This window comes from Streptomyces sp. NPDC057565 (assembly GCF_042801455.1).
Taxonomy (GTDB): Bacteria; Actinomycetota; Actinomycetes; order Streptomycetales; family Streptomycetaceae; genus Streptomyces; species Streptomyces yanii.
In genome coordinates this window covers 104,288-111,462 of the sequence record NZ_JBHVFU010000024.1, presented here as the reverse complement: position 1 = coordinate 111,462, position 7,175 = coordinate 104,288, and the positions used below count along the sequence as shown (strand labels likewise).

Sequence of the window (7,175 nt, the reverse complement as noted above, 5' to 3'; positions counted from 1 at the left end):
CCGCCAGGACCTCATCCGATATCCCCATGCCAGCCCGTATACCACCGCACGCACCGGATCAGTGCGAAAACCGACAGTAATTCCCTTACGGCTCCTAAGGGCGTCCCGATGGTGCGGAAGCTTCTCGGGATGTTCGAATACGGGACTGCGATGCCTCTGGCCAGCCGGGTCCAGACCTGCGCATAGAGCGGCGTGCGGTCCCGGTGCTCATGGTGGTGGCGGCCACGTGGACGCCGTGCGGATGCCCTAAGAGGCCCTGGCGCGCGATGCCTCAAGGCAGACCGGCGACGCGCAGTGCAGCCGGGCGGCCACCACCGTCGACGGGTGTTAGCGCCCATCGACACTGGGCGGATTGCCTTGAAGGCACCTGGCCTCGACGCCTCGTCCCAGAGCGGCGGCGCCCAGGGTCATTGGGCGTCAACACCCACCAGCTTGATCGCGTCGGCAGTCGGCCAGGGACCAACCGTTCGCCGCTGCCTTCGGGCCTGAGTCACCTCCGGTCCCTGATAAAACCGCACGTCAGGTCAGTGGTCTGCTAGCAACAGGGACCGAGGGACTCAAATTCCGGCATATTGGGACAAAAATACGCCCGGCCGGCTTCTGTTCACGACGGCCTAGCTGCTGCCTCATCGGGCTCGCGCGGAAGCATCGCTCACGGGCTGGCCAGCCAACGCCACCTTCGGGTGGGTGATCCCTGGGCGCGACCAGTTGCTGCAGCCACCCAGTATCAGCGTGGGCACACAACCGTGCCCCACACATTGATTCCGGCGACGGGCTGCGTGTACGTAAAACCCGCGACCGCAACACTGGCGGCCGCGAAACTCACTCGTCTATGGTCCGCGCTCTCACGCAACCGGATCGTCGTGGGCCTACTCGCTGCCCCGTCGAAACCGTCAGAGTTGCTCCCTTCGCTCCAGGAGAAGTGCACGTCCTCGGTGGACTGCCAGGTCCCAGAGACGGACGTTTCCCACCCTCCGCCGTGCTCCGCCGAGACACGTTCTATCTCAAAGAACATGCCCCGCCGTGGCAATCCGAATTCACTGAGGCCCGGCTGGCTCGTGACGGTATAGGTCCACACTCGCTGACTCCCGCCGTAGGGCCGACTTTGGCACTTCACACGAGCCTGGGCGCCTGCCGCCGTAACGCGCAGACTGGCAGCCCAGCCTCCGCTCACCTCAATCTGAGCTCCCGCTGGTTGGCCGAGGCCAGGCAGCTTCGGTGCCGGACGGGTGCGTCGGTCTCCCATCTCGGCGACAAAACGCGGGCCAGACTGTTTACCCAAGTTCGGAGTTGGTTTCTTACGTGTGGGCGTTGGCGACACAGTCGCCACGCCGGTCGGCGTATAACTCGGCCTGTCGGTCGGCCTCGCGGTGGTCACCGGATGGGGCCGGGATTTTCCAGCCGGCGGGTGGGCGGGCGTATCGGCCCCATCACACCCGACCAGCAGCAGGGTCAAACACCCTGCTGCCAAGCTCCACAACTTCGTCGACGAGACGGCCACTACCTTATCGCCAAAGTCGTGCACGTCGTGCCGGATCACGGCCTCGGGTCCTACCCACCCTGCGATGACAGGCATGCACTTCCCGCCCCCGGCATCTCCACCGACTCAACGAGGACGATTTCGTATTATATGTCGGAAATTCAGTCTTTTCAGTCCCTGCCTATGGAGAGAACCGGTAGTTGACCTGCGGTTTTAAGTGGCTGGCAGGACAGCGACCTCGGTCCCTACCCGCCTGTGATGGCAGACCGTTGCTCGCAACTCGACTCCCGACCTCGGTCCGGCGTGACTTGAAAGGCACAGTCGCGTGAAATGTGAAGCTAGCGTGTGGTTTTCGTAGTGCAGAAGAGTTGATCGCCTGCAGTCGACGTCGCTAGCCTGGATCAATGCCTCTGGATGACGAGGGTGACCGGTTCGCGGACGCGATCCGGCTGCTGCTGCTCATCGCCGCGACAGCCGAGCCGCTGGATGAGACGTCCCGAAACGGGGCGCCGCCGAACGCGGTGGCGGTCCTGCACGCGGAGAGCCGGCTGCAGAAGCTCGACTTCTGGTTGCGTAACCCCGACTATCTGGCCGATGAGCTCCTGAACGACTACGAGCGCAGTCGTGAGGCGGTCCTGCTGGACCTGGCTGGCGAGATCCTGGACTCTGACGAGCCGGAGGTCTGCGCGATCCCGATGGTCCGCTACCTGTTCGGAGCGTTCGAGCAGCTGGACCGGGCGCTGAGCGTGCTTGTCGCCCCGCGCCTGGTGGTGATGGCCACCAAGCGCCGTGCGGGAGGGAACGTGCTGCAGGACAGCTACTACCTCACGAGCAAAGGCCAGCAGGTTGCGCAGTCAGCTACCGAGCAATTCCCAGAGCTCGCCTGGTACACCGAACGCGCCCTTCTGGTGAAAGCGTTGGCTGAAGCCACCGGGCACACGGCCCTGTCGCTTCGTAAGCGTCAGTATCTGCAGCGGGACTATGCGCTGACACCGCTGGGCGAGATTATTCCGTCCATCGCCGACCGTACCCGCGAGCGGCTCGCGCGTCAGCGGGCGGCTGCCGCTGAGGGGGAAGCAGCATGAGTGGGGACCTGCAGGTTCCGTCGGAGGGTGAACTGCTGCGGCGGATCGCCCAGCGGCTCGGCGACGCCGTAGAACCCGAGCTGGTGGGCCAGATGCTGTCGGAGCATGGGCTGGAGCTAACCGGGCCGCTGCCCGCCCGACGCGAACTGGTGGTGCACCGCCTGTACTGCGACGGCTACAAGTCTGGAACTGATGGCAAGGACGGCCCGTTCACCGTCGACCTCCGGCTTGGCCGCGGGCCGTGGGCGATCTCCAGCAGTGTCAACTCGGCTGGCAAGTCCAGTTTGTTGTGGGCGCTCAGCTTTGCCCTGCGCGGCGAGGGTTTCGCTGCGTTCCGCCGCCCGGAGACGGTTGGTTGGTTCCGATACGTGCGCGCGGACCTCGAGGTCGCAGGCGTGGCAACCTCCGTCCGCCTGATATTCGACCGGCCGGATCACCCCGGCGCCAGGCTGCTGGCAGCGGACTCGGTGGCCGATCTGCTCCAGTTGGACGGCCGCGACGAGACCGCGCCCGGCGTTCATTTGGCTGCTTCGGCGGAACCAGCTGGCGTCAAGGCGCTGATCGGCCGCTTCATGATGGACCGGCTCGGCCTGCGCACGGTGTCGGTTTGGTCGGCGGAGAAGAACGCACCGCGGGACGAGAATGGCAACCGCGACAGTGCCGAGCAGGTCCACGGCTGGTCCAGCTTTTTCTACGCGCTCGCGCTGAACTCGGCCAGCGACACCCTCCTCCTCGGTCCGACCACTGTTGGCCAGCTACCGGTCAGGCTCATGCAGTTGTTCCTGGACGTGCCCTATGCGCCGGAGCTATCCCGCCTGTCCACGCTCCAGAAGGCCGACGCCCAGGAAACGGTCCGTGTGGCGCGCCGTGCGAAGGAGGACGCCGACGCCCGTGCACAGCAGGTCGAGCCGCTACGCCGTGCGCTGGACCAGGCGCAAGGGCGACTGCAGGACCTGGAGAAAAACCGGCCCGACGTGACGGCGTTGCTGGAGACCGTGGACCGTGACGCGGCGGTCTGGGCCGCGCGCCGCCGCGAGCACCAGGATGCATTAGAACAGCTGGCCGAGGCGCGCAAGAGCCGTCTGGCGGACCAACGGGCGGCGCGCCGCGCCCGGCAGAGCAGTGCCGCCCGCCTGTTGCTTGGGGCACTCGACCCCGAGGCGTGCCCGCGTTGTGACCACGAGATCGACGACAGCCGCCGCGCGGCCGAAGACAGCCAGCACCGGTGCGCCATCTGCTCCAACGTGTTGCCGGCCGAGAAGGAGGACCCGCAGGCGCAGGCCGAGGCGCTCGCCCGCGTTGACGACCGCGTAGTCGCTTCTCAGGTAGCGGAGGAGACCTGTAAGCAGGCGCTGGAGGCGGCGGCGGCCGGTGTGGAGGAGGCCCGCGCGGCCACAGAACGGTCCGCAGCCGAGCTTGCCACGGTACGGGATGGAGCTTGGTTCGCGCGATACGAGGAGACCAGTAACGAGATCCAGCAACTCAAGGGCGCGCTCGCCGTCGCCACCGGGGGGAACAGCCCGACCTTGCCGGTGCTCGCAGCCCTCGTAACACCGAAGGCTCCGAAGACCGACCCCGAGGAACCGACGATCGGCGATGCCGAGCTGTTCGTCGCGGCCGCCGAGATCCTTAAGGACGTTGTCGACAGCCACAGCCGCGCCCTCTTCTCGGAACTCAATGACGAGATCGTGCAGGTCGCCCACGCGCTCGGCGTAACTAACCTGACGAGCGTCAACCTGACCCTCGGGGGGCATCTGGGGGCCGTCAAGTCCGGTGCCAAGCACCCGTTCGCGTCCTTCAGCCCTGTGGACCGGCTCCGCATGCGCATCGCCGTGGTCGTCGGCATGATCCGGGTGAGCCGGCTGCGCGGCATCATGTCCCACCCCGGCCTGCTGCTGATTGACGCGCCCACTGCGGACGAGCTCACCCCCGCGGCCGCCTACCAGGTGATCGAGACGCTCTACCGCACGTGCGAGGAGGTATCGGGCTTGCAGATGGTGATCACCTCTATCGAGGACGCCGTCTGGGAGATCTACCCGCAGGACCGTATCGTGACGGGAGCCGACAAGCGCGAACTGTTCTAACCGGAACGCGGCGAAGGAACCACCACTGCAGGCGAGAGGGGGAGTCGTGCAGACGCTTGACGAACGGATCACCGCCTGGGCCAGGGCGACCCCCTCCAACCAGCAACGCCAGGGCCCTACGCTTGCGGACCTCGGGGGCCTGGATCAGGTCGTCGCCGATGCCGACCACTTCACCAACGGCGCCTTCCTCGGCTACCTGGTATGCGCCGCGGCTCGCGAGGAGCAGGCCTCGCCCGCCGCCCTCAACGACGTGATCGTCACGGGACTGGAATCGTCCACACGCCACTCCGCATTCGCACACGCCGTCGACACGCTCGCCGCAAGCCCAGGCCTGGCCCGCGCGCTCGGCTCGAAGGCCACCCGGGCGCTGTTGAAGCGGGTCTCGGACGCGCAGGATGCCGACGACGATCCCGCCGTCGCGCTGATCGGCGCCGAAGCGGCCGAATGCCTGACCCAACTCGCCCTGGCTGGCGCGGTCGCTCCCGCCCGACTCCTCGGCACGATGGATGAGGTGACCGAGGACGCGGCAGCGCTCCCTGCGGAGTTCGCGAGCCGACTGCCCCGGCTCCTGGGCGTCCTAGACGCTCACCACCCAGCCGCTGGCATGCGCGAAGCACTTGAACGCTGTCTGGCACCGGACCACACCTTCCGCGACGCCGCGTTCGAACTCGCCCTCGGAGATGTCCGTACCGCACTGCAACAGGACTCCTACAGGCAGATGGCGGACCAGCTCAAGGACAGTCGCCAGCGCTTCGCGCAGCTCAGCGCCGCGGACCCTGACCGCCTCGATGCCCGGATATATATGGCAGGGATCGACGGCCTGTTGGGCCTGTCCGCTCCTAACGCCCCCGAACGCGTCACCGAAGCAGCGGCCCGGTTGCAAGAGGCCCTCGAGCGCTACCGCGCCTGGCGCTCACGCACCACCACGCCGGCCTGGGCCCGCAGCCGGGAGGAAGACATCACCGCCTGGGCGGAGCTGACCGCCCTGCTGAACGAAGCAGCCCAGCACATGGGGGACGCCGACCCCTGGTACGACCATTGCCAGGGCATCCTCACCGCACTGCTGCGGGCCTACACCGCCCACCACACCGTCACCGTCGTCACCGAGACCCCCGCCCACGCGGTTGTGGAGCAGATGGTGGCGCCGGTCGTCGAGGACGCCTTCCTGCGCCACGACAATCGGATGCGGGTGCTCGAGCATGCCCTCGCCTATGACGATGAGCTCCGCAACGACCCCGATGCGCAGAACCTGCGGGCGGCCCTCGCCGCCCGCATCCGCCGAACCGAGACCAACACGCCAGAGAGCGAGGTGGACACGGGAAAAGGACGACGCTGGCAGCAGCTGGCAAGACAATTCCCGGACGACTTCGCTACCGTCACCGACGGCCTCCCTGACAACGTCCTCGACAGACTCGAACTGCGGCTGCGCGACAGCGATGACTTCACCCAGTCGATCACCGACCCGAAGTACAGCCGCCTCATGGAACGTATCGTTGGTCGCCTTAGGGAGTCTCGCGACTGGATACCCGGCATCGCCCAACCGTTCCACGCCCTCCTGGACGCGACCGTCCACTACGCCCTCCGCTGTTACGACGTTGGACGAACGATGGGAGGCGGCTACACCGAGTTCCTGCGCTTGCGCGACAAGGATGGCAAGAAGCAGAAGGTCGATGAGTCCCTCTTCCATCAGCACTACCGCGAGTGCCTCAGCTTCACGCCCCTGTTCCGTCAGGTCCACACCGAGGTGATCGACAAGGCCGGCGGTCGCGCGGACGTCGTCTTTACATTCAGCACTGCCCAGTTCAATGTCGAATGCAAGATCGAAGAAGGCGACGCCAGCGAAGAGGGCCTGCATAAATACGTCTCCCAGGCCACCGAGTACCAGAACACCGGCCCCTCGTTCGCCGTCCTTCTCGTCCTCGATAAGACGGTCGGAGCCGAAGGCGCGGTCAACTTCTTCGACAGCGTCTGGATCGAAGAAGTGCAACGCTCAGGCGAGATGGAACCGTGCCTCGTCGTCGTCATCCGAGTCCCCGGCGGACGCGATAACCCGAACCAGCTCCGCCCCGCCAGCTGACGCCCCGTGGCGCACCAGCCACAGTCCCACGGAGCATCAACCCGACGCGGCTATGGCGGGCTTGCCGAGCTGTGGATGTGGGTTGTGCGGGCAGGTGGTCACGGCTGAGGGCTTCCCGGGCGCAGTCCGTAAGACGGCACCGACGACGTCGCCAACCACGCCCCACGACGCTAGGACGTGCTCATTTGGCTGCTGCCTGGGTTCTGGCCTCAGCCGGCCGCTGGCCCCAGCGTGCCTCCCTCTTCTCGCAATCCAGGGCTGGGTGCCAGTGGCTAGCGGCACGCTTGAGCGGACTCAGGGTAGTTGGTCGCTTGTGGTCAGTAACCCGGATCCCCGCTGGGTACGGCCGCTCGCCGCTGCGGCGAACACGACGGTGAGGAGGGGACCGATCTGGACGCGGAAGGTCCGGGTGTCGTCGTCGCCTGACACCGCCAGGTCGTGGGAGGTCA

3 protein-coding genes are annotated in these 7,175 nt (G+C 66.6%); all 3 read left to right on the top strand.

Annotated elements, in window-relative coordinates; all coding sequences use genetic code 11:
- Positions 1 to 1,884 precede the first annotated feature (1,884 nt).
- From ACFU8W_RS31475 to ACFU8W_RS31465, 3 genes are read left to right on the top strand one after another with little or no spacing between them, the layout of a single operon-like run.
- Entirely contained in the window at positions 1,885 to 2,565 is a 681-nt protein-coding gene (locus ACFU8W_RS31475; RefSeq protein ID WP_384044273.1) for a hypothetical protein, read from the top strand.
- Positions 2,562 to 4,649: a hypothetical protein gene (locus tag ACFU8W_RS31470; protein ID WP_384044270.1), complete on the top strand. Its 2,088-nt coding sequence runs from the start codon at positions 2,562 to 2,564 to the stop codon at positions 4,647 to 4,649. The genes ACFU8W_RS31475 and ACFU8W_RS31470 overlap by 4 nt, the downstream gene beginning before the upstream one ends.
- Positions 4,650 to 4,695: 46 nt before the next feature.
- Complete coding sequence (locus tag ACFU8W_RS31465) at positions 4,696 to 6,726, top strand: hypothetical protein (protein WP_384044267.1); 2,031 nt, start codon at positions 4,696 to 4,698, stop codon at positions 6,724 to 6,726.
- Positions 6,727 to 7,175 lie beyond the last annotated feature (449 nt).